The organism is Acinetobacter sp. YH12023, assembly GCF_013420135.1.
GTDB classification, from domain to species: domain Bacteria; phylum Pseudomonadota; class Gammaproteobacteria; order Pseudomonadales; family Moraxellaceae; genus Acinetobacter; species Acinetobacter amyesii.
In genome coordinates this window covers 1-1660 of sequence record NZ_VOYU01000033.1, presented here as the reverse complement: position 1 = coordinate 1660, position 1660 = coordinate 1, and the positions used below count along the sequence as shown (strand labels likewise).

At 44.9% G+C, this 1660-nt stretch carries 2 protein-coding genes; one reads left to right on the top strand and one right to left on the bottom strand.

Features of this window, described 5'->3' with window-relative positions; genetic code table 11:
* Nucleotides 1-193: 193 nt before the first annotated feature.
* The gene (locus FTT92_RS16565) at nt 194-1009 is read left to right on the top strand and encodes an APH(3')-I family aminoglycoside O-phosphotransferase (protein WP_000018323.1); all 816 of its coding nucleotides are present in this window, start codon (nt 194-196) and stop codon (nt 1007-1009) included.
* Between the two features lie 136 nt (nt 1010-1145).
* Here the strand turns inward: FTT92_RS16565 and FTT92_RS16560 are convergent, their stop codons facing one another.
* A complete protein-coding gene (locus tag FTT92_RS16560) occupies nt 1146-1547 on the bottom strand; it encodes a LysR substrate-binding domain-containing protein (RefSeq protein WP_001183556.1) in 402 nt (133 codons plus the stop codon).
* Nucleotides 1548-1660 lie beyond the last annotated feature (113 nt).

Here is a 1660-nt window from a genome sequence, read left to right as displayed (position 1 = left end):
AGTACCAGCGTACGGCCCACAGAATGATGTCACGCTGAAAATGCCGGCCTTTGAATGGGTTCATGTGCAGCTCCATCAGCAAAAGGGGATGATAAGTTTATCACCACCGACTATTTGCAACAGTGCCGATAAAAATATATCATCATGAACAATAAAACTGTCTGCTTACATAAACAGTAATACAAGGGGTGTTATGAGCCATATTCAACGGGAAACGTCTTGCTCGAGGCCGCGATTAAATTCCAACCTGGATGCTGATTTATATGGGTATAGATGGGCTCGCGATAATGTCGGGCAATCAGGTGCGACAATCTATCGATTGTATGGGAAGCCCGATGCGCCAGAGTTGTTTCTGAAACATGGCAAAGGTAGCGTTGCCAATGATGTTACAGATGAGATGGTCAGACTAAACTGGCTGACGGCATTTATGCCTCTTCCGACCATCAAGCATTTTATCCGTACTCCTGATGATGCATGGTTACTCACCACTGCGATCCCCGGGAAAACAGCATTCCAGGTATTAGAAGAATATCCTGATTCAGGTGAAAATATTGTTGATGCGCTGGCAGCGTTCCTGCGCCGGTTGCATTCGATTCCTGTTTGTAATTGTCCTTTTAACAGCGATCGCGCATTTCGTCTCGCTCAGGCGCAATCACGAATGAATAACGGTTTGGTTGATGCGAGTGATTTTGATGACGAGCGTAATGGCTGGCCTGTTGAACAAGTCTGGAAAGAAATGCATAAGCTTTTGCCATTCTCACCGGATTCAGTCGTCACTCATGGTGATTTCTCACTTGATAACCTTATTTTTGACGAGGGGAAATTAATAGGTTGTATTGATGTTGGACGAGTCGGAATCGCAGACCGATACCAGGATCTTGCCATCCTATGGAACTGCCTCGGTGAGTTTTCTCCTTCATTACAGAAACGGCTTTTTCAAAAATATGGTATTGATAATCCTGATATGAATAAATTGCAGTTTCATTTGATGCTCGATGAGTTTTTCTAATCAGAATTGGTTAATTGGTTGTAACACTGGCAGAGCATTACGCTGACTTGACGGGACGGCGCTTCCCTACCCTCATGGCCGCCTCCCAGGAATCGACCCAGGTGCTTATCGTGGACATAATCCTTTACTCATAAATTTATCTTATTCCATTATTGTACCTGTCACGCAAAACTTGCAGAAAAGCCATAAACGCAGGAGAATCCTGTCGGCGGTGAGGATAATAAATATGGTAGCCGTCAAAATATGGACACCACTCGGTCAGAACAGCAATCAGCTTGCCGCTTTTGATATATCCATCTGCAACATACTCGGGAATATAGGCAATCCCCAGCCCGTCTAATGCTGCATCGAGCTGATGAATCGTGCTGTTCGCAATATATTGCCCTTTGACTTTCAGACTGAATTTCTGAGCATCTTTCTCGAATTCCCAGGCGTACAATCCACTCGTATCAGAATAGCGGACGTTAATGCAGTTGTGGTTCAAAAGATCCTGCGGCTTCCTGGGCTTAGCATAACGCTTAAAATGGCACTGTTGCAAAGTTAGCGATGAGGCAGCCTTTTGTCTTATTCAAAGGCCTTACATTTCAAAAACTCTGCTTACCAGGCGCATTTCGCCCAGGGGATCACCATAATAAAATGCTGAGGCCTGGC

What these genes read in the sequence shown, in the direction of transcription:
- FTT92_RS16565 (WP_000018323.1), top strand. Translation starts at nt 194, where the DNA reads ATGAGCCATATTCAACGGGAAACGTCTTGCTCGAGGCCGCGATTAAAT.